This is a genomic window from Rhodococcus sp. As11, assembly GCF_048957735.1.
Classification (GTDB): Bacteria; Actinomycetota; Actinomycetes; order Mycobacteriales; family Mycobacteriaceae; genus Rhodococcus; species Rhodococcus gordoniae.
Map to the genome: position 1 here is coordinate 1 of NZ_JARDJE010000004.1, position 21256 is coordinate 21256.

The 21256-nt window shown below is 65.1% G+C and carries 14 protein-coding genes; 8 read left to right on the top strand and 6 right to left on the bottom strand.

The features are described 5' to 3' along the window. Positions 1-356 precede the first annotated feature (356 nt). The 6 genes from PV766_RS06190 to PV766_RS06215 all read left to right on the top strand — a co-directional run bounded on the left by PV766_RS06190 (position 357) and on the right by PV766_RS06215 (position 4400). Entirely contained in the window at positions 357-905 is a 549-nt protein-coding gene (locus tag PV766_RS06190; protein ID WP_421096666.1) for a recombinase family protein, read from the top strand. 94 nt (positions 906-999) lie between these two features. After that, positions 1000-1401: an ArsR/SmtB family transcription factor gene (locus tag PV766_RS06195; protein WP_230825412.1), complete on the top strand. Its 402-nt coding sequence runs from the start codon at positions 1000-1002 to the stop codon at positions 1399-1401. Next, a complete protein-coding gene (gene arsB / locus PV766_RS06200) occupies positions 1398-2495 on the top strand; it encodes an ACR3 family arsenite efflux transporter (protein ID WP_230825415.1) in 1098 nt (365 codons plus the stop codon). The genes PV766_RS06195 and arsB overlap by 4 nt, the downstream gene beginning before the upstream one ends. A 3-nt stretch (positions 2496-2498) precedes the next feature. Further along, positions 2499-2912, top strand: a complete 414-nt coding sequence (locus PV766_RS06205) for an arsenate reductase ArsC (RefSeq protein WP_256062354.1) — start codon at positions 2499-2501, stop codon at positions 2910-2912. 14 nt (positions 2913-2926) lie between these two features. After that, entirely contained in the window at positions 2927-3970 is a 1044-nt protein-coding gene (locus tag PV766_RS06210; protein ID WP_230825418.1) for an ArsO family NAD(P)H-dependent flavin-containing monooxygenase, read from the top strand. A 22-nt stretch (positions 3971-3992) separates the two neighbouring features. Beyond that, complete coding sequence (locus PV766_RS06215; RefSeq protein ID WP_421096667.1) at positions 3993-4400, top strand: low molecular weight phosphatase family protein; 408 nt, start codon at positions 3993-3995, stop codon at positions 4398-4400. Between the two features lie 52 nt (positions 4401-4452). Here PV766_RS06215 and PV766_RS06220 read toward each other — a convergent pair whose 3' ends face one another. Then, positions 4453-4944 (bottom strand): ArsI/CadI family heavy metal resistance metalloenzyme, encoded by a 492-nt coding sequence (locus PV766_RS06220; protein ID WP_230825422.1) that lies wholly within the window; start codon positions 4942-4944, stop codon positions 4453-4455. A 97-nt stretch (positions 4945-5041) separates the two neighbouring features. Between PV766_RS06220 and PV766_RS06225 the strand changes: the two genes are divergently transcribed. Together PV766_RS06225 and PV766_RS06230 are read left to right on the top strand one after the other, a co-directional pair. Then, complete coding sequence (locus PV766_RS06225) at positions 5042-5401, top strand: Rv2640c family ArsR-like transcriptional regulator (RefSeq protein WP_230825425.1); 360 nt, start codon at positions 5042-5044, stop codon at positions 5399-5401. 474 nt (positions 5402-5875) lie between these two features. Continuing rightward, on the top strand, positions 5876-6292 hold the full coding sequence (locus PV766_RS06230) for a hypothetical protein (protein WP_421096668.1): 417 nt from the start codon (positions 5876-5878) through the stop codon (positions 6290-6292). 770 nt (positions 6293-7062) lie between these two features. Here the strand turns inward: PV766_RS06230 and PV766_RS06235 are convergent. From PV766_RS06235 to PV766_RS06255, 5 genes are all read right to left on the bottom strand, one after another. Continuing rightward, complete coding sequence (locus tag PV766_RS06235; protein ID WP_421096669.1) at positions 7063-9426, bottom strand: DEAD/DEAH box helicase; 2364 nt, start codon at positions 9424-9426, stop codon at positions 7063-7065. Continuing rightward, positions 9423-12659 carry an AAA family ATPase gene (locus PV766_RS06240; protein WP_421096670.1) on the bottom strand — a complete coding sequence of 1079 codons (3237 nt, stop codon included), beginning with the start codon at positions 12657-12659 and terminating at the stop codon, positions 9423-9425. The genes PV766_RS06235 and PV766_RS06240 overlap by 4 nt, the downstream gene beginning before the upstream one ends. A 721-nt stretch (positions 12660-13380) precedes the next feature. After that, positions 13381-14661, bottom strand: a complete 1281-nt coding sequence (gene brxD / locus PV766_RS06245) for a BREX system ATP-binding protein BrxD (protein WP_421096671.1) — start codon at positions 14659-14661, stop codon at positions 13381-13383. Next, complete coding sequence (pglZ, locus tag PV766_RS06250) at positions 14658-17312, bottom strand: BREX-2 system phosphatase PglZ (RefSeq protein WP_421096672.1); 2655 nt, start codon at positions 17310-17312, stop codon at positions 14658-14660. Before pglZ ends, brxD begins: the two co-directional genes overlap by 4 nt. Next, positions 17309-21013: a DUF6079 family protein gene (locus PV766_RS06255; protein WP_421096673.1), complete on the bottom strand. Its 3705-nt coding sequence runs from the start codon at positions 21011-21013 to the stop codon at positions 17309-17311. The genes pglZ and PV766_RS06255 overlap by 4 nt, the downstream gene beginning before the upstream one ends. Positions 21014-21256 lie beyond the last annotated feature (243 nt).

Here is a 21256-nt window from a genome sequence, read left to right on the forward strand (position 1 = left end):
TGCGTTGCGCTCGCAGGTCTTGGCCCGCGGTGCTGCATCGGGCATAGCCGATCAGGATTCCGTCCATGAGGCGACGAAAGTGCTGTTTGAGTCAGCTATTCGAGACCGACATGCAGGACGGTTAAACAGGACGGTCGGACGGGCGTCTTCCCCAGGACGCGATCGAGTGCCGGGCCCCTTCGGGGTGTGCTGTTTGAGGATCGGTCCGCAGACTTGATCTTGTTCCGAAAACGAACGTATATGAAACATCCGCGACCGAATCGGACGACCAGGCGCGACGTCTGTTCCGAAACTCATGTCTAAAACCAATGGTTCAAAACCAGGCTTGTCGGTGAGTTATGGAACACTTCGAGCTTGTGACCGAACTTTTGGGCTATGCGAGGGTCTCGACGACCGATCAGACCCTGGATCTGCAGAGCGACGCGCTGAGGGCCGCGGGGTGTTCGCGGATCTGGACCGAGACCGCCAGCGGTGCCACCACCGCCCGGCCGCAACTCGACGACCTGTTCTCTCACCTTCGGTCCGGGGACACCTTGGTGGTGTGGCGCCTCGATCGCCTCGGCCGGTCCCTGCCGCATCTGCTTCAAGTGGTCACCGACCTCGAAGAGCGCGGCATCGGGTTCCGGTCGGTAACCGAATCGATCGACACCACGACCGCCGGCGGCAAGCTGATCTTCTCCATTTTCGGCGCGCTCGCCGAGTTCGAACGCAATCTCATCCGCGAACGCACCTCGGCCGGCCTCGCCGCAGCCCGGGCCCGCGGCCGACTCGGGGGCCGGCCGCCGAAGATGACGTCGAAGAAGATCAAGCAGGCGAAGCTGATGCGCGACAACGGGATGAGTCAAACCGAGATCGCGGAGATCCTCGGTGTCGGCCGCACGACGCTGTATCGCCACCTGAAGTAGTAGTGATACCGCGCCGACGGTCTGGATCGCCCACGAACGGCTCCATGAGAACCGACGAGTTGGAGTCCTATTCGATATCTGTCAATATTGATGTATGTCGATACAAGCAGATCCCAAGGGCGGTGCCTGTTGCGCTCCGCTGGCGCGGGAACCACTGACGCCGGATTGGGCCGCAGACCTGGCCCGGATGTTCAAGGCTCTCGGTGATCCGGTACGGCTGCGGATGCTGAGCCTGATCGCCAGCCACCAGGGCGGCGAGAGTTGCGTGTGCGATATCAGCCCGGCCTTCGACCTGTCCCAGCCGACCATCTCACATCACCTCAAGGTGCTGCGCGAGGCCGGCCTGCTCGACTGTGAGCGCCGCGGGACGTGGGTGTACTACCGGGTGATCCCATCGGCCTTGGCCCAGTTGTCGGCCGTGCTCTCTGTCGAGGTGGGGGTCCTACCGGGTTCGGACTGCACTGTGATCGACGATGCCGTGGAGCCGGCCCGATGACCACGACGAACACCGAACACCCGGCGGTCGTCGGGAAGATGTCGACCCTCGACCGGTATCTGGCCGTGTGGATCGGCGCCGCCATCGTCGTGGGCCTGCTGCTCGGCCGGATGATTCCCGGACTCGGTGAAGCGCTGAGTTTCATCGAGATCGACGGCATTTCTCTGCCGATCGCCCTCGGTCTGCTGATCATGATGTACCCGGTGCTGGCCAAGGTGCGCTACGACCGCCTCGACACCGTCACCGGCGACCGCAAACTGTTGGTCTCGTCGCTGATCCTCAACTGGATCCTCGGCCCGGCGTTGATGTTCGCGCTCGCCTGGCTGATGCTGCCGGACCTGCCCGAATACCGCACCGGCCTGATCATTGTGGGTCTGGCCCGGTGCATCGCGATGGTCATCATCTGGAACGACCTCGCCTGTGGTGACCGGGAAGCCGCGGCGGTGCTGGTGGCGATCAACTCAGTCTTCCAGGTGATCATGTTCGCCGTGCTCGGCTGGTTCTACCTGTCGGTGCTCCCCGGCTGGCTCGGACTCGAACAGGCCGCCCTCGACGTCTCACCGTGGCAGATCGCGAAATCGGTGTTGATCTTCCTCGGCATTCCCCTGGTCGCCGGGTTCCTCACCCGCTACTTCGGCGAGAAAGCCAAGGGCCGCACCTGGTACGAGGACACCTTCCTGCCGAAGATCGGGCCGTGGGCGCTCTACGGGTTGCTGTTCACCATCGTGATCCTGTTCGCGTTGCAGGGCGAGCAGATCACCTCCCGCCCGTTGGATGTGGTGCGGATCGCGCTGCCGCTGCTGGCGTACTTCGCGATCATGTGGGTCGGCGGATACCTGTTCGGTGCCGCGATCGGCCTCGGCTACGAACGCACCACCACGCTCGCATTCACCGCGGCGGGCAACAACTTCGAGCTCGCCATCGCCGTGGCGATCGGCACCTTCGGGGTGACCTCCGGGCAGGCTCTGGCCGGGGTGGTCGGACCGCTCATCGAGGTTCCCGTCCTGGTTGCCCTGGTCTACGTCTCACTCGCCCTGCGGAAGCGCTTCACCCGTCACGAGTCGGCGCAGGTGCCGGCGCCACGAAAGGTCTGAGCCGTGAGCACACCGAGTGTGTTGTTCGTCTGTGTCCACAACGCCGGTCGCTCGCAGATGGCCGCCGGGTTCCTCACCGCTCTGGCCGGGGACCGGATCGAGGTGCGTTCGGCCGGCAGCGCCCCGGCCGAGCAGGTGAACCCGGCCGCGGTCGTGGCGATGGCCGAGGTCGGCATCGATATCTCCGGTCAGAACCCGAAGATCCTCACCACCGCGGCGGTGCAGGCATCGGATGTGGTGATCACGATGGGCTGTGGGGACACCTGCCCGGTGTTCCCCGGCAAGTCGTACCGCGACTGGGTGCTCGACGACCCGGCCGGGCAGGGCCTCGAGGCGGTGCGCCCGATCCGGGACGCCATCCGCGCCAAGGTCGAAGCCCTCATCGCCGAGTTGACCGCCCCGTCCACCCCGCGCTGACCCGAGGCTCTCCGATGACGAACGTCGATGTCGTGGTGATCGGCGGTGGGCAGGCGGGTCTGGCTGCCGGCTACTACCTGCGCCGGGCCGGGCACCGCTTCGTGATCCTCGACGATCAGGAACGGCCAGGTGGGGCGTGGCCGCACATGTGGCCGTCGCTGCATCTGTTCTCCCCGGCGGAATTCGCATCCCTGCCGGGGTGGCCGATGCCCCGCTGGCCGGGCGGTTTCCCACCGGCACGGCATGTCGTGGACTATCTCTCCGCCTACGAAACCCGCTACGACCTGCCGATCGAGCGACCGGTGCGCGTGCAGGCGGTGCGGCGCGACAATACTGACCTGCTCGTCGACACCGACCGCGGGCAGTGGCGGACGCGTCGGGTGATCAGCGCCACCGGTACCTGGCAGCAGCCGTTCTGCCCGAGTTATCCAGGTGTGAAGGTGTTCACCGGGCGGCAGTTGCACACCGTCGATTACCGTAGTCCGGCCGAGTTCAGCGGCGCCGATGTGGTGATCGTCGGGGGCGGCAACTCCGCCGCTCAACTCGTCGCCGAGATCACCACCACCGCAAGAACCATCTGGGTCACTAACCGGCCCCCACGATTCCTGGCGGACGGCGTCGACGGCCGGGCCTTGTTCGAACTCGCCTCCCGCCGGGCGATCGCGCTGGCCGCCGGACGGCCCGATCCCGGTGGCATCGCCGCACTGGGGGACATCGTGATGGTCCCGGAGGTGCTTGCCGCCCGCGACCGTGGCGTCATGACCGCGCTACCGATGTTCGACCGGCTCACCCGCGACGGCATCGCGTGGGGACAGCGTCACCAGCACGCCGATGTCGTGCTGTGGGCCACGGGATTTCGGCCCGCCCTCGCACACCTGCGGCCGTTGCGGCTGCGCGATCACACCGGCACGGTGCCGGTCGCCGGCACCCGATCACTCAAGGAACCGCGCCTGCACCTGCTCGGGTACGGCGACTGGACCGGTCCCGGTTCGGCCACCATCCTCGGCGTCGGCCGCACCGCCAAGACCGCCGTCGCCGACCTCGACCTCGACACCTGATCTGCGTGAAAGGACCTCGACCGTGAGCACACCCTCGGTGCTGTTCGTCTGCGTGAAGAACGGCGGAAAATCCCAGATGGCCGCCGGCCTGATGAAAGCCGCCGCCGGCGACACCGTCGCGGTGCACTCCGCCGGTACGAAGCCCGGCGCCAGTATCAATGCCCTGGCGGCCGAAGTGCTCCTCGAAGTCGGTGTCGACATCGCGGGCGAGACTCCGACACTGGTCGACCCCGACCTGGTTCGGGACGTCGATCTCGTGGTCACCCTCGGCCGCGAAGCCCGTCTCGATCCGGTGGCCGGGACACGGTTCGAGAACTGGGACACCGACGAGCCGTCCGAGCGCGGCATCGACGGCATCGAACGGATGCGGTTGGTCCGCGACGACATTGCCGCTCGTGTCACCGAGCTTGCCGACCGGCTCCGTCGCTGAAGACACCGATGTCGGCCACCCGAATCCGGTGGCCGACATCGAGGGGTGTTGTTCAGCAGCAGGACGGTGCGGTCGGCGCCTCCTGCTTGTCCTCGGTCGGGGCGGCGGCGGTGCCGCAGCACACGCCACCCTCCGCGGCGGCCGGATCGTCGAGGTGCTGGGGGCTCGAACCGAAGGTCTCCGAATCGGCGAGGACGGTGTAGACCTCCCACTTCTCCCCGGCCGGACCGGTGACCCACACCTTGTCCTGGGTAGCGAAGCAGCAGGTGGTGCCGATCTCCTCGTCGGTGAACAGCCCTTCGCCGGTGAGGCGGGCGATCTCAGCGTGGACCTTCTCGCTCGACTCGACCTCCACACCGAGGTGGTTGATGGTGCCGCCCTTGCCGGGGTTTTCGAGCAGAACCAGCTTCAGGGGCGGTTCGGCGATCGCGAAGTTCGCGTAGCCGGGCTTGAGTTTGGCCGGTTCGGTGCCGAACAGTTTCGTGTAGAAGGCGACCGCTTCTTGCAGGTCGTCGACGTTGAGGGCGAGTTGTGCGCGGGACATGACATCCTCCACCTGTGTGACATATGTCGAAATACTGGACGCGTACAGGATGCGCCACCTTTTCGACATATGTCAAGTAAGTGGCTAAGCTTGAAGTATGCCGAAAGCTCTGCCCGTGATCGATGTCAGTGCCCCGATCTGCTGCGAACCGGTTTCGGCCGCACCTATGAGCGACAACGCAGCTCTCGAACTCGCACTGCGCCTGAAGGCTCTGGCGGACCCGGTCCGCATCAAGCTCATGTCGATCCTGCTCACCGCCGACGGCGGTGAGGTATGCACCTGCGATCTCGCCAGCGGCGTCGACCTGGCCGAATCCACCGTCAGCCACCACCTCGGCCAGCTTCGCAAGGCCGGCATGGTCGAATCCGAACGACGTGGAATGAACGTCTTCTACCGTGCCCGCGCCGAGTCCCTCGAAGCCCTGCGGATGGTGCTGGACCCGAACTGCTGCCGCTGACATCTCACTCGACAACCAGAGCACCAACCATTGGGTGCAAGCGAGGTGTCGCTGCCCGCTGTGGTCCTGCACTCGAAACTGTGCTGGTTGAGGATCGTCAAACAGCACAGCCATCTCACGGGTCCGTTCCTAAGCAAGACACGCAGAAGATCACACAGAGCGTGAGCGCAACTTGAGACGGGCTCCACTGGAAGCTGGGCGAAGCAAAGGATCAATGCTTGGCTCTTGCGTTGACCTAGAGGTCTTGCAGGCAATCACGACCGTCTGGTCGACCTATTCCGAGAAGTTCGGTGACGCCGACTCGTGCGGCAGCGAGCCCTAGACCGCACGAGTCTGGCTGCGTTCGACGATCTCGACCCGGCGACAACCTACGCCTACGTAACTTCCGAACAACGATGAAAAACTTTGACGACAACTTCGCGTGACACTTCAACGCAACCTCGTCTGCTAGACTTTTCGGACATAGGAGGAGCAATGGGATTCGAAGTGTTCGACAAGAGGATGGCCCCGCTGGCCAAAGCACCCAGCGTCACCATTCAGAAGCGTGGAATCTTCTCAATCAACAAGGCTGCCCACAAGCTCATAGGTGAGCCCGCATCGGTGGAGCTCCTGTTCGACAAAGAAAAAAAGATCATTGCATTGCGTGAGTCCGACCAGCCGCATGCGTACGCGATTCGACCTCAGTCCGCTCGGAAAGATACGGGTCAGGTCATCATGTCTGCGACTGCGTTCACACAGTTCTATGACATCGACACAACCATCAGCAGGCGATACAAGCCTTATGAGCAAGACGGAATGCTTTGCATAGACCTCAACGGACCAAGCGTGGAAGTTGTGGGCAATCGCTCGAAGCGCACTACGGATAGCCAGCCGGAGGGCGGCGACACTTAAAAGACTTCTGGCCTGATCCCGCGCCAACGGGATCAGGCCAGGAACCGGTCCGAGGACGCGGTTGATGACTTGGAGAGTCTTCTTCAGCGTAGCGGAGTCCCCTAGAGGCGCGTGCCTCTACTCCTCATCCTCGGGCCAATTACCGGATGAGGAGTAGCCTGATGGCTCCTATCACCAGCGCGTACGGGATCACGGGTTCCGTGCCGTTCCTGGACGTCGACATCTCTGTCGACAACAAGTGGTTCCTGGATCCGCGAGCCATTCGGCTCCATGAGCGATCGGATCCGTTCGCCGCTAAGGCGAACGAATGCACCAGGACCTTCTTTGAGGAAGTCCTCGATTGCGTCGTCCGGGGCGATACCCGCTACGGGTTGTGGCTTCTTCGGCAGTTTTCGGAGCCCTGGGAAACAAGGCTGGGCCTTGCGAAGAGTGGGTTCAGTGGGCATGGGGGAGCCGAGGAAGTCGGCTTTTGGATTTGGCGAGCTCTCAACGAGAATCTCAGAGCGTTCATCGTGCTTGGCATCTTCCGGGAGATCGAGGAGTTGCCACTCTTCATAGAGGGCATAGACAGGGACATCACCTCGGACATCACCACGCGCATCGTTTTCGATGCGTTGGCCGACTTCACGTCTTATGTGATGGATGAGTATCCCGAGTTCACCTCCGGTGGGCACCGAGTAGAGACGTTCAACTGCCAGGCCTGGGATTCCTCTAGGCGTAGTTGGGTCGTCAAAGCGTTCGAGCTTCCCGTTGCAGCCAGCAAACCTCTGCTACTCGTTCCCCGGGACTGGGCACGGCGCACCTTGCTGATGTCCGCCTCTCGCTACTACGAGACGAAGGTGTTGGGTTACGCGCAGCTCGAGCGGGCGGTGCCGTTGAGTACGGGCAAGCTGCTCAAGACTCCGAAGGACCAGTTGAGAACTGTTCCGGGACTCGGACGCGGCCGTGTCACCAACCTTGAGGTCACGCGTCGAGCACATGAGAACAACAGCGATCTCATCGCCGAGTTCAAGCAGTTCGTCGACATGAAGTGGAAGCCTTCCGGCGGCGAGCAGCGTATCGCGTAGGAACCGTGTGGGGGGGGGGGGGGGCCCCCCCCCCCCCCCCACCGCGAGGGTCTTCTCTGCCAGCCCCGGTGGTAGCGCTGTAGAAAATTTCAGTCCGGCCACAGCGCTCGGTGCGACATGCGGGACGGTCCACACGGGGTCGGTCAGAGCCGCGTGCACCTCGGCCGGAGTGATACCTGGGAGCAACCGCAACGATTTCTCGTCGACCCGCTGGCACGGATCCACCAGTGCGGGAAGCGAAGCCTGCAACGTACGGTTGGCAGCCGTGCCTGCCCAGGTCCACCATCGGCCGGACCCTTCCGACGGCATCATCATCACCGACGCTGCCGCGTCGACGGTGTCCGCGTAACCCTGACGCAGTTCCTCAAGCACTTTGTCTGCGCGTCGGGTGAGAGTCACGCCGGTAGGCGTGACGCCGAGGAGCACTGCGCGCATCCCCTGCGTGACGTCGAAACTCACTCCGCTACCGGTGCCGGACCACTTCGCCTTGCCGCCACCGTCCACAGGTTCGACGAAGCACCGTCGTCGTTGCCAATCGACGTGGGTCACCAGCCATGAGCGACCACCGAGCAACAACACGCGGGGTCCGTCGACCTCTTCGACGAGCAGGTCGGTACCCACGGTGCCGACCTCATTGCGGCCGGCCAGCACCGTGAACTCGGGTGGCGCGCTGAAGACGGCGGTCAGGTCGGAGAAGTACCGACGTCCGAACCGGCGCTCGGCCTCGGGACCGATGTGCAGGAAGCTCTCGTCCCGCTCGAAGAACCCCTCCGAGCAGAGAAACGCCATGATCTCGTCGGCGTGCTCGTCGAAGATGGGCAGCGATCCCCACCAGTCCCGCCAGCTCTTCTCCCCCAGCCGGTGTTCCTGCAGACATAGCGCCAACATCTGCTGGGCAGCGATGTGCCGAGGGGACGGTGGGGCGACGATCGGTTCGACCCATCCCCGCGACCAACATTCGAGCATTCCCAGGGTGAGCAGCACCTGTTCGTCGTCGATGCCGAGGAACAAACAGTTGCGGACAGTGCCCGGACGACGCCCGGTGCGGCCGAGCCGCTGCAGGAACGACGCGACGGTACGGGGAGAACCGATCTGGATGACGCGGTCGAGGTCGCCGACATCGATACCGAGTTCGAGGGTGGACGTCGCAACGATCACCGTGTCCCGAGCATCGGCGAAGGCCGCTTCGGAGCGCCGCCGTTCGGCGGCCGAGAGCGACGAGTGAGAGAGGAAAGTTGTCACTCCGCGTTCCCTCAGTGCCGCGCCGAGTTCTTCGGCTCGGCGCCGCGAGTCGACGAACACCAGTCGCTTTTCTCCCTGATGCAGGGCGGCGATGACCGTTGCGGCATTGTCGATAGACCCGACGTAGTCGACGGTGATCTCGGGTGAGGAAGCCGCAGCACCCACCGCGGGGTCGACGACTCGACGAGGACGGCCGGGGACCCCTCCCTGCAACCACTGAAGCAGTTCGTCGGGGTTGCCGACCGTTGCGGACAGGCCGATACGCTGCAGCGGGCGGTCGGCGATACGTGCGAGTCGTTCGAGCACGGCGAGGAGGTGCCAGCCCCGGTCGTCGCCGGCGAACGCGTGCACCTCGTCGACGACGACGGCCCGCAATCCGGCGAACAGCACGCGCGGGTCGACCTTGGTGGACACCAGCATCGCCTCGAGGGATTCCGGTGTGGTGAGCACAATGTCGGGGCGTTCGCGCAGGATCCGCTGCCGTGCGGACTGGGGCACGTCTCCGTGCCACACGGCGGCGGTGCGACCGAGCCACTGGGCGTAGCTGTGGAGGCGCGGCTGGAGGTTGTTGAGCAGTGCCCGTAGCGGGCACACGTACAGCACCGAGGTGCCCTGCCAGTCCTGCTCGGCCATCGCCGAGAGCAACGGGAAGGCTGCGGCTTCGGTCTTCCCACCCGCGGTGGGAGCGAGTACCAGTGCATCGTCACCGGCGAGGATCGGTTCGACTGCCGCCGCCTGGGTGGGACGAAGGCCGTTCCAGCGCAAAGTGTTCGCGAGGTGGTACTGAACGCCGGGATGCAGGAGTTCGAACGGGTCGGCGATCACGAGTCACGCTTCCATGGCAGTTTCCGGATCCGAGGCTTGGGCATCCTGTCCGTCAACTGCTCGAACTTCTCGGCCGCGCGCTTGGCAGCGCCGCGCAGCGGAGACCCTGTGCTCGTATCGTCGGTGTCCGACGGTTCGTCCGCTGCTTGCTCCTCCGGAAGATCCGCGACTGCCGGTGCGGCGACGTCCTCGGGTTGCACGTCCCCCTCCGCTGTGGCCGTGGATGGGGGACGATCCTCGTCGAGCAGGAACAGCACTCGTGCAGCTTGTTCTTCCCACTTTCGGACATCGACCCCGTCCCGATCGTCGGTCGTGAAGAGCACGCCTCGCGGTCCGCCGCCCTCGGTGATGCCATGCTCGGTGTACAGGGCGCGCCTACGCTCCCAGGATGCTGCGTATCCCGCATCGTCGAGCATCCCGAGGTGTTCCCAGAAGACGGTGCGACCGTCGGGAGTTCTGATGGTGAAATCCGGTCTGATCGGGATGCCGCCGAGGACCAGTTCTTCCTCGTACTCCCAGGCGCCTGGAACCAGATAGTCGAGAATCTGCGTGATGATCAGTTCGTTCTTGCTGCGGACACGGATCCCGTTCCGGGTGATGTGCTTGTACCCCGCGTCTTCCGCGCGGCTCGGCAAACCGAGGGTGGGAACCGCGATCTGGGCCGGAGTGGGCGGAATGGTCAGATCCGTCAGTCTGCGCCAGGTGTCGGACCGCGTGTCGTGCTTCCAATCGGCAAGCTCGTCCAGAGGTGCCTCATGACACAGAACCACTCGACACGTCTGTCGTGTCAGAGCGGTATAGATCATCTCGCGCGACACCCGTGCCACTCGTGCGGGCAGCATGACGATCACGAGATCGAATTCGGATCCTTGTGCCTTGTGGACGGTCAACGCCCACGCCAGCTCGATGGGTGGAGTATCGTCCGCACCGCCTCCGCCGGCATCGAAACGTCGCCCGACTTGGCTCGAATACTCTACGACGGTCCGTCCGGGAGCGAACTGTGTTCCGGGGGTCCGAACGTCACCGACCACGACCCCGATCTCGCCATTCGCCAGATACGCTTCATCGTCCTCGCCCGTAGTGGTGCGAAAGGACGCGTCCTTACGATTCCTGAGGTTGACGACCTTGTCTCCGAACACGATCCGTTCCGAGCCGATCGGCCGAGGGATTCGGCGGTGAGCATTGGCTTCGAGCGCCCGCATCAGGTCGACCCGACGATAGGTCTCCTTCATGTGCCGGTTGAGCCGCACCGACCCTGCTCCGAAATTACGCAACGGCGAGAGGACCTGCCACTTTTCGAGTTTCTCGGCCGCGCGGTCGTACCGCACTTCCTGGCCGACAGTAGCCCCGTAGGACGCGGCGAACGAGCGACCGCCATCGTCGCGCCGTACGCCGAGTTCCTCTTCGAGAACCTGCTCGAGAACCTCTTCAGGGCGTCGACCGGCCCAGTGCACTGCCCGCAGCGTGTCCATCGCGTCCCCGCGACGCAGTCGCTCCCACACACCCTCACCTGACGGATCGCCGCCCGAAAACCAGTCGGCCAACATCAGATCGTCGCGCCGCGCACCGCTCTGCCTGCGGCGCACCGTCAGTTCCACCCAGCCGGGTGCGGTTCGGGGCCATCCGCCGCTGTACCGGCGACGGGCGGCGCGATCCAGGTCGACGAAGGGGCGACCGTCTCCGATCGGCGGGAGTTGACGGGGGTCGCCGACCAGAATCAGACGGTCGGGAAGGTCGAGCGCGTCGACGAGAGCAGCCAGCATGGTCTCGGTGAGCATGGACGCTTCGTCCACCACGACGAGGCCGTACCGGGAACGCGACGATGTCTCTCCGGTACAGGTGTAGCGGCCCGTGACCGGATCGAACCGCTCCGCCCGGGTGAGGAACTGGGCTATCGTCTGAGCCTCGACGCCCACCTTGTTGCTCAGCTGCACGCGTGCCTTCCCTGTCGGCGCCAGCAGCAGAACCCCTTCACAGTGGAACTCGGGACGGGACACCAGGGCCCGGATCAATGTGGTCTTCCCGGTCCCGGCCCGTCCGTTGAGGATCGTGAACCGGCTTTCGTACATCTCGGTGAGAGCCACGAGTTTCTCCTGCTGCGCCCGCGTTTCCTCGTCGCGGTCCGCAACTCCCCCGTCCGGCAGATCTTTCAACACTCCTCGCAATCCGGCGGCGAGATCCCTCGGGGCGCTGTGTCGCGGGCGGGACTGCAACTCGTCGACCATGTCGCGCACCGTCTCACGAACTCTCAGGAGGGAGCGCAGTTTGTAAGCGCCGGTGCCGTCTGCCAGCTCGGTTCGTGCTATCACCGGCCAGTTCGCCTCGGTGTCGGGGGCGAAACACTCGGCGTCCGGATGAATCTCCAGGTAACGCAGCAACGCTTCGTCGACGTCGGGAGGACGCACGAGCGTGCGGGCAGCGATCCTGGCGAGCACCGTGGGCACCGGCAGGAGTGTGTGCCCGTCCCGGGCCGCGAGTCGCAGCTCCTCGGCGATCAGTGCTTCGATCCGACGGTGGTCGGCAGGGTGATCGAATGGGCAGGTCGCCGGTAACGGATGCCGCGCGAGGACATCGCCGACGCCGTAGCAGCCACGGTCGACGACATCGAACAGGATGGGTTGTTCGTCGTCGAGGGTGTGCGTGACCAGGTGGTAAGGATCGTCGAGCAGGTCGCCGATCGTCAGGGGCACGCCCGATTCCTGGTCGAGAACAGCATCGAGTTGTGTCCGTGAGAGATCGAACCGCGAGAGTAGGCGCAAGGCATGCTTCTCGTCCCGGTCCAATTCACTCCACTGTTGGCGTCGCTCAGCGGTGAACAACTCATCGATGCGGGGGGAACCTCCGTTTTCGGCCATGCTGCGTTCCAGGACGTCCCAGGGGTCGTTCCCTTCATCGGTCGCTGTGGTGATCAGACGTGCCGTGTACGCGGGATGCCGGAACCCGAGCCTCCCGACTACGGCGGGAAGACCGGGAGCGACACCACGACGTTCCCAGGTCTGGGCGAGTTGATCGTCGAGCCAGTACAAGGACTCTTGAGGTACCGGACATCCGAGCTGTTCCGCAGCATCTGCTGCCGCGCGCAACGCCATCAGGGACTCGACCGCGGTATCCGCGGCGACATGCTCGGTGACGTAGGAGAATTCACGGTCGCGCTGAATGGGCGGTGCCAGTGCGGTGGTGACGTCGTGTCCGTCCTCGGCGAGCTTTGCGAGTTGCTGGAGCGGCAGTAGCATTCCGCCGCTTCCGTCCGGACGTAAGGTGTGCTCGAGCGTCGTTTCCCACATGTGATTCGGGAATGGTACCGGCGCATGGGTCGGCCAACGCCCGGGTAGCGCGATCCGTCGGATGAGGGCCGCGCCGACCAGGATTCGGCCGACATCATCGAAGGGCGAATGACGTAGATAGAAGAAGACCAGGGACCGACCGACGGTGACGTCGCGAAAGAACGTTTCGATGAGGGCCTGTTGGTTGTCCCCATGCAACAACCAGGTTTGTTGTCGTGGGTTGAATCCGAGTGCCTTGCATGCTTCGGACTCGCGGCGTGCGTCGTATCCGACGATCCTGTGTTCCTCGGCCAGCGTCGGCGCGTTCTCTGCCATCATCCAGTAGTACGGAGTGGCGTGTACAGACCATGCAGGCAACGTCAGCGTTTCGGAGGTGATGCCCTGAAGCGCCTCGTTCCATCGGTACGGGTGACGCTTCGGCACTGGCACCGAGTAGGGGTTCAGGAACGTTCCTCGCTCCGCTACGCAGGGCGGCCACGGAATTCCCAGGCTGGTCAGGGGAAGACCTGCTCGCTTCTGTTCGTATGCGTCGTCCCGTTTGGGACCGATCCCGTTGAGCAACACACAAGATGTGTTGCGTGCGGGATCCGCGCAGATCGTCCCGTTCCAACCGGAATCGTGCCACGGAACACGCACGGAGAGGTGTTGCACCACGTGGCCCATCCGGCCCTCAGAGGTTGAGGTCGATGTCGTCCGCCGATAATGCTTCCCGCTCGGCATCGGACAGTTCGGTGGGCGCGATCCTGATCTCGTAGTCGGCGTACGGGTCGAAATCGAGGTGGAGTTCGACGACGTCCAGGACGTCCACGAGCTTGCGCAGGAACAGCCGCGGAGCGATCCCCACTCGTCCACCGAGGTTGCCGGCGACAGCGGACGCGAAGCGGCGCAGGAACTCGTCGTCGACCGTCGAACGTACGCGTTCTCCCGCGTCGATACCGGAGCAGAACAGTTCGCGCACACGGCCCCCGAGTTCGACGAGTCGGTCGAGGTCGAAGCCTGTCAGTCGCAACTGTGGGGCGCGCGGATTGTCGAAGCGCGGATCTCGGGAGAAGTCGGTGTGCAGCCGATCCGCCAGGGGCGGGAGCAGCTGGATGCCTTGCCGACCTTCGAAGAATGCCGGTGTGCCGGTGATCAGCAGGTACAGACCCGGAAAGTGTCCATCGTGGATCTCGTCGATCAACTGACGCAGCGCATTGAGCGCTTTCGCGCGGGCGTCCGAGCGCACCCGCTGCAGAGTTTCCACCTCGTCGAGCACCAAGAGCAGACCTGCGTTGCCGGCGTCAGCCAACACTGCGAGCAGGCCGCGGAGGAAGCCGAGCGCGAGGAAATGGTCGAGGTCGCCTTTGATGCCGGCGCGGCGCTTGACCGATGCTGCGACATGCGGTTGGCCACCGAGCCAGGCGACCAGCCCGTCGGCGCCGTCGTGGTCCCCTTCTGCCACCATCCGGCGGTAGGCCCGAATTGCCATGGGAAACACCGGTGCTCGCGCGGCGACGTCCGCGAGGCGACGTTCGAGGAGATCGTCGACGCTCACGCCCTGCTGGGTGGCGTCGTCTTCGATGGTGAACAGCCACGCATCGAGGATCGGACGCAGCGCGGACGGCGGAATGGAGGCAGTGCGCAGAGATTCGATGCTGCGCCGGTACACGGTTTCGAGCTTGTGCAGTGGTGTATCGATCTCGTTGATCTGCACTTCGGCGACGGCGAACCCGCGTTTGGTGGCGCGGTCAGCGAGCCAGCGGGCGAAGAACGTCTTACCGGAGCCGTAGTCGCCGCGCACGGCCTTGAACATCGCTCCCCCGCCGGCGACCACTTCGAGCTCGGCGTCGAGTTCGGATTCGAACCGGTCGAGTCCGACGGCGAGCTGGTCGAGTCCGTTCGCGGGGACGGTACCGCGGCGCAGCGCGTCGAGGATTTCTCGTCGCCGACGTGGCGACACCGCCGCGGTCACGACCCGATCCCGAACTGTTCGCGCAGCGCGGCTTCGTCGAGGCCGACAACCCCGCTGTCGAGAAGCAATACTTCGTAGCCTTCGACGTCGAGTACTCGCTTGACCTGCAGCAGCGCGCCACCGACACGACTCGGGGTCAATCCCAGCAGCGCCGCGGCATGGGCGGTGGTCAGTTCCCGCGCGGGTGCCGCAAGCAGTGCAGCCAGCAGCGCGCGAATCTGGTCGGGACGCACCACGATCCGGCCTGCCAGCCGGATCTGATCGGCAAAGACCGTGGTGGCGAGCACCTGATCCGCCACATCCCCACCGGCGTCTGCAACGACGGGTTCTTCGCTGTCGAAGAGCGTGGGTGCCGCATGCTTCGCTGCCGGTGTGGGGTGCACCTGAGGTGCATCGACCCGGACGGGACTGTGCCACCAGTGTGGCTCGACCGGACCGAGTGCGGTGAGCGTGTCGGGACGCACTCCGGTGTGCAGAGCGAGCACGGGCACCACCACCTCCTCGGGACTGGCCCCGCCGTGGTAACCGGCGTTGACGGGTCCGTAGCGGATGGTGTCGTCGACGGCGAGCACCACCGAACGACTGTCGGTGAGTACCCGCGGCCCTCGCACCACGATCTCGCCCTCGTCCACCCGGTCGAGGTCACCGTGTGCGCGCTGCCCGTACACGGTGACACGGTCGCGTTTGACGGAGGTGCGGCGCTCGATGATGTGCCCGTGGTCGGAGGTGATGATCACAGCGCGACCTGCTCGCTGCGCCGCCTGCAGCAGTGGGCGCAGGTGGGTGATGGTGTCGATGCCCCAGTTGGTTCCGCCCGGGTCGGTGTGGTGGAGGGTGTCGTCGACGAAGTTCAGCACCGTAGCCACCAGCGGGCGTCCGGTGGTGTCGGCGATGGCATTGGCGACGTCGGTGGCCAGATCCGCGCCGGCGGGCACGGTGTCGAGTGCCTTCTTGTGGAAGATCGGGTCGGTGCGCCCCGGTGCCGCTTCCAGCTTCGCGTCTCGCAGGAGCTTGAGGAATCCGGTGCGTTCGGCGGCGTCGTTTCCTTCCCGCAGTTCACCGGACAACAGTGAACAGCGGCTCCGCTGCGTGAGGGTGGGCAGGACCGCAAGTGCGCCCGTTCGCCGGGAGGATCCGAGGACACCCGCCTCCATCCAGCCGGATTCTGCGGCGGCCGCGGCAAGTTCCGTTGCGGCCGCGACCGACAACGCATCGACCACGATCAGCAGCGTGGGCGTCGACTTGGCCAGGGGCAGCACCACGGTGGGCAGTAACTGTTCGACGAGTACGCCGGTGGGGTGCGGCGTGTCGGCGAGGGCGGCTGCAAACCGACGATCGTGACCGCGGCGGTGCGCGGTGACCAAGGCGATGACCTGGGTGATCGCCTCGGCGAGACGCCGATGATCCGAACCGCGATGCGCGGTCACGAGGGCGGCATCGACCCAGCCGTCGACGTCGACATATCGGCGGGTCAACGTGTCGAGCCCACCGTCGGCCGGGGTGTCCACGGCGAGCCACCGCAGCAACCGCACGGCGGCTTCGGCCGCTCGGCAGGAGGCGGAGGTGCGGGCGGACAGATGTTGCAGCACCTCCTCCCATGCCCGTTCGACACCGTCGATGCCCTCATGTTTCGGTCCGCGGGCGGCGGCGGGCAGGGCGTTCTCGATGGCCTTCGCCAGCTCGTCGAGGCGGGCGGTCAAACCCTGGGGAAGAAGTTCGGACCTCTCGGCGAGATGTTCGACGTTCAGCTCGCGCACGTGTGCGGCTGCGGATTCGAGAACCGCGCGGCGTTCCCGTTCGACGAGGCTGCCGACAACCAGGCCCGAGGTGTCGTCGTACCACGCGGCGAGATCGTCGGCACTGAGGCTGTCGAGGCCGAAGCGCTCGAGAAATACTCCGAGTTTGAGATGAGTGGTGGGGTCGGAGAACAACCCCGCAATGAGACCGAGTGGCACAAGCTCGGTGATCCGCTGGGCTTTCAGTAGCGCCGCCACGGGTTTGCTGAGTCGCCCTGCTCGTTCGGCAAGCCATGCGGCGACCGTCTGCGTGACCTCGGTGCCTCCATCTGCGCGGAGCCGAGCGAGGTTGTCGCTCACGTCGGCACGACGGCTCCATTCGAGGATCGCTAAGGTGTCGATCTCGGTGGCAGGATCGTCGGTGATCGCGAGTACGGTGCGCGCGAGGGTGGACATCACGTGCGCGCGGGTGAGCACACCACCCGGCGCGGGGGTGATCGCGGCGGCGGGAATCGCCGCGAGCAATCCGAGAGCCAAGGCCCGGTCGTTGGGTACTCGGTAGAGGGCGGGCTCGATGGTGGTGGCCGCGAACGTCGAACGCAGCGCGTCCCACGGGTCGGGGCTGAGGAGCCGGCCGTCGATGAGGTGGGACAGTACCCCGTCACCGAGATCCTTGTCGTCGACGGGGGTGAGGATGACGAGCCACTGGTTGTCGGCGCGGGATTCGAGGGCCTCCCACACGGCGAGGGTGGATGGGCACGGCACGACCGTCACCGGGGTTCCGTCGTGCTGGAAGGTACTGCCGTCCCACGCAGGCGCGGCACGGAGACCGAGAACACCGCTCGTGTAGCGCTTTTCGACGGCTTTCGCGAGCTTGGCGGTGATGATCGGACGGGTAGCGGTGAGCGTGTTCACTGCACCCACCACTTCACGTGCAGGCGTTTGCCATGCTTCTTGTGGGCTGCGCGCAGTCGTTTGGTGACATTTTCGATGTCATCGATATCGTCAAGGGTCACTTCGTCGGGGTCCGTAACGACCTCGTCATCCGAGGTGTCGTCCTCGATTTCGTCGTCAGTGTCATCGTCGGGATCGTCGTCGATGCGTTCGCTCACTACCCACTCGACCACTCGGGTCTCCGTGCGGTTGAGCTGGTCGGCCAGGGAAACTCCCGGAGTGGTGATCAGCTCCTTCAGCTTCTTCACGATCACCCGCGCGGATTCGCCTCGCTCACCGTCGGCTTCGGCACCGGCGAGCAATGCTCCGACCAGTTTCCATTGGAAGCCTCGCAACGCTGCTGCGTCGTGCGCCGCTTCCGTCCGCATCCGACCGGCGGATTCCGCCGAGCCCGGCACAGGTTCGGTGGCGAGCAGGTCGATGAGCGCGACGTTACCGGAGGTGCCGGCCAGGGTGTCGAGGTAGTCGGCGAGCGCCCGAGCGACGCTGATCCGGTCGGTGTCGGTGACGTCCAGTTTCAGGACTCGGTGGGCGTCGGCCAGCCGGTCGGCAAGCTGCCGGAGATCGGCGGTCTTCTCCCCCGCCCTGGCGCGTACCTGTTGCGCGAAGTCTGCGACGTTCGCACCCGTGAGGAAGGTGCGCGGCATCGTGTAGCCGAGTAGGTAGCTGACCGTGGTGCGGGCGGCGTCCCACGCCGCCTGTTCGGGCAGTTCCTCGGCGCGCAGTTCGATGCTCTCGCGCATCCGTCCGAGCGGCGGTGCCGGGACGGGCGCACCCGCCTCGAACCACGCACGTTTCCGGAGCAGCACCCACGCAGCCACGATCAGGTCGCGCGCTTCGGGCCGCAGTCCCCACGCGGGACTGATCGAGTCGATGTGGTGCTGCAGCACGCCGACGGTGACGCGGTCGGTGTCTGCGGCCGCTCGGTCGAGTTCGCCGGCCCAGTACGCGAAGGTGTCTTCACCGAACAGGAAGTGGTCTTCGGTGGCTTTGCCCACCTTCAGCGGCGCTGCGATGCGCTGCGCGACCTTGCGTTCGGCGCCGGCTGTGGGTACCCGGCCCTGGCGATCCGCGACCGCCTCTTCAACGAAACCGCGCACGATCTCGTAGTGACGAGTGGTGACCTCGTCGTCCGGGCTCGGGTACTGCGGATGGTTCGGATACAGCGCCGTGAATGCCTGGTCGATGACCTTGTCGAAGGCGTCCCGCAGGTTCACTGCGGTGGGTAGTTTCGGGCTGAAGTCCTTGCTGAGGGAGGTGAGGATCTCAGTGTGGCCGGGGTCGTCGACAAAGTACTTCGGGTCGGCCGCTTCGATGCCGTAGGCCTGCTCGAGAAGCCGCTCGAAGGCATTGAGGGTTCCCCGGTAGAGATTCTCGAGGATGCCTCGGGCCTGCGCCCGGTCGGCGGGTGACAGGTGGTCGGTGTTCTCCTGCCAGCGATCCCCGGTGCCGCCGAACAGCCAGTCGAGCTTGACGAGCAGGGCGAGGTCTTGCCTGGCCTCGTCGGAGAAGAACTTCGGCAACCACACGATGGTGTGCCGGTCGCCGCCGGAGAGGAGTCGGTCGATGCGGGCGATGTCGTCGGCCGCCGAGAATTCTCCCTCGTCGAAGGGGTAGTCGACGACGAGCCGCCAGGTGCCCGGTCGATTGTCGAAGTTCTGTTCGGGCACCGACGAGGCGTCGCGGACGTTTCCGAACACCACATCGACCTCACGACGGGAACCGCGCCAGATGACGGTGCGTGTGGCGCCGCCGGCGAGATCGTCCTGCCTGGTGTCGACGCCGAGCGCCTTGTGCACGAGGGTGCGGATGAGCACCTTGCGCTTGCCGGAGTTGTCTTCGCCGCGGATGCGTTCGAGGACGGAGTTGTAGTCGACGTTGGAGAGTTGCACCCGAATGATCGGGTTGGCGCCCTCGGAGACGGTGATCTCGGGGATGTCCTTGGCCCATTCACGGACCACGCCCAGGACGACGCGGGCTTCGCCACCCTTCATGCGGGTCTTGATGGATCCGTGGTTGAGGGCCGCGAGCCGGGAGGCGGTGATGTCACGCAGCGCCGGGACCTTCGGAGCGATGGCGGACAGCAACAGGGTCTTGGCGATCCGGTCGTGAGCGCGGAACCCGGCGGGTACCGAGTCGGGGTCGGTGTCGAGTTGCTCCTGGGTCACCTGGTGGCGGGTGAGCAGCAGGGGAAGCATCTTGTCGCGGTAGAGCGATTCGGCCGCCTTGAACAGGGTGGATGCCACACCGTCGATCGGTTCTTCACCGTCGACGATGGGTCCGAAGGCGTCGCCGACGGGGATGAGGTCGGCGGTGGTGAGGGTGTCGCGGCGTTCGACGAGCATGCGCTGCATCACCTTCAGCGCGGTGCGGTCGCGCTGCATCACGGAGGCGAGTTCGCGCAGCGTGGACACCAGTGCGGGCGAGAACGGGTAGGTGAGCCGGAACTCCTGCTCGGAGGATCCGCGATGTTCCTCGGTGGTGTTCATCGAATCACGCAGCACGTCCCACACTTCGGGGCTGCGCGTGACGGTGCGGAATGCCTCGTCGAGAGCCTGTTCGGCTTCATCGTTCTTCGGTTGCAGCAGGCGGATGTTCGCGACTTCGGCGAGATCGTCGTTGCCGAGTTCGATGGTGCGGAACCGGCCCTGCTGGTATTGCAGTACACGATCGGATGCGTCCTGCTCAGCACCGGAGGCGCCGGCATCGGCGAGCCACTTGCGCAGGTCCATCTGCCGCGAGATGAAGGAGACCAGGGGAATCGGCCGCGGGTTGCCGGAGCCTTCGACGAGCTTGGTGATCTTCTGCGATTCGCGGCTGAAGATCTCGTTGTTGCGCACGTAGAAGATCAGCCAGAGGATCAGTTCGTCGAGGAACAGCACCACCGCGTCATAGCCGAGTCCTCGGGCGTGCTCGGAAATGACGCTGAGCCCCCGATCCAGGTCGAGGTACTCGGCTTGCTCGAGGAACGACGAGAAGTAGTTGCGCACCAGCGCGGAGACAAGTTCTTTGCGCGACTCGCTCTCGGCACTTGCAGCAAGTCCGGCTTGGTAGCGCTCGAGCGTCCAACTGTCTGAGACCAGTCCGCCCCACGCGTCGTCTCCGCCTGCGCTGTCGCCACCGAGTCCGGCGAGGAACGGGCTGTCACCCATCTTCTCTCGCAGGTGCTCGGCATCGGCGAGAAGAGTGTCGGAGATGTGCAACGCGGGTAGCGGCGCCTCGGGGTGGAGGAGTCGGATCTGGTCGATGTAGCCGCGGAAGATCGCCTCTTCCATCGACTTGGTGCCGAGGAAGTGATAGGTGAGGCTGAGGATCTTCTTGCCGGCGATGTCGGCGTCGTATCGGTCGGTGAGGTCACGGAACCGTTCGGTGCGCAAGGCCGGGTGGTTGCCGAGCAGGGCATAGAGCACGGCCATGAAGTGCGATTTACCGGAGCCGAACGAACCGGCAAGGTAGGCGCCGCGCGAGGTCTTCCTGCGTATCGCGTCGGAGATCAGGGAAATCGCGGACGCGAAGTTGTCTTTGAGCGACTCGGTGAGCACGTACGCCTCGACCGTCGCGCGAATGTGCGCGTCGTCGGTGCTGTCGGTCAAGCGCAGCACGTAGTCGTCGGCGCCGACGCGTTCAGGAATGTCGATGACCTCCCGCAGCAGAATGCTCACGCTTGCCGTACCTCCTTCGTGGGTCCTCGTAACGGAGCGACCCCGAAGCCGGATCGCTGCGGGACCCATCCTGCCAAAGACTAGATGCGGCCCGCGCTTCGCCCGCCCGCATTCGCCTTATCACCCCACGTTGACGCCGACACTGGCCACACCGACTCGGTGCTCTTCCCAGGTCGACCCGCGCCCAGGAATTCCCCGGAAGAGTCACGCTGAATACTCCTATTCAGACACCACTCTCACCCC

Coding starts and splice junctions, on each gene's coding strand:
- PV766_RS06195 (WP_230825412.1), top strand. CDS start 1,000: ATGTCGATACAAGCAGATCCCAAGGGCGGTGCCTGTTGCGCTCCGCTG.
- arsB (WP_230825415.1), top strand. CDS start 1,398: ATGACCACGACGAACACCGAACACCCGGCGGTCGTCGGGAAGATGTCG.
- PV766_RS06210 (WP_230825418.1), top strand. CDS start 2,927: ATGACGAACGTCGATGTCGTGGTGATCGGCGGTGGGCAGGCGGGTCTG.
- PV766_RS06220 (WP_230825422.1), bottom strand. CDS start 4,944: ATGTCCCGCGCACAACTCGCCCTCAACGTCGACGACCTGCAAGAAGCG.
- PV766_RS06225 (WP_230825425.1), top strand. CDS start 5,042: ATGCCGAAAGCTCTGCCCGTGATCGATGTCAGTGCCCCGATCTGCTGC.
- PV766_RS06230 (WP_421096668.1), top strand. CDS start 5,876: ATGGGATTCGAAGTGTTCGACAAGAGGATGGCCCCGCTGGCCAAAGCA.
- PV766_RS06240 (WP_421096670.1), bottom strand. CDS start 12,659: ATGCTACTGCCGCTCCAGCAACTCGCAAAGCTCGCCGAGGACGGACAC.